Genomic DNA, 230 nt, shown 5'->3' on the forward strand with positions numbered 1-230 from the left:
CTCTTCCAGCGGGCCTTGAAGCAATTTCAGGCCGCCCGCCCCGGCAGCAGCTAAAATACCCCCGGCGGCCGCCATCTTGCCGATCTTGGCAATGCGTGCCTCCAGAGCCTTGGCATCTGCGTCGGCAGCTTTGAAGTATCGCGACAGCGAAGCCAGTCCACGCGTCACGTTCTCGACCAGCGAGATGCTGACTGCAATTTTGAAGGCGTCAACGGTCATGAAATTTCTCG

The 230-nt window shown here is 59.1% G+C and carries 1 protein-coding gene; it reads right to left on the bottom strand.

The genetic code is table 11. The features are described 5' to 3' along the window. On the bottom strand, positions 1 to 219 hold a 219-nt coding region (locus RZA33_RS19860), incomplete at its 3' end, for a hypothetical protein (RefSeq protein WP_317510133.1). Positions 220 to 230: the final 11 nt, after the last annotated feature.

The sequence above is a fragment of the Halovibrio sp. HP20-59 genome (assembly GCF_033052795.2).
In the GTDB taxonomy this organism is placed as follows: domain Bacteria; phylum Pseudomonadota; class Gammaproteobacteria; order Pseudomonadales; family Halomonadaceae; genus Vreelandella.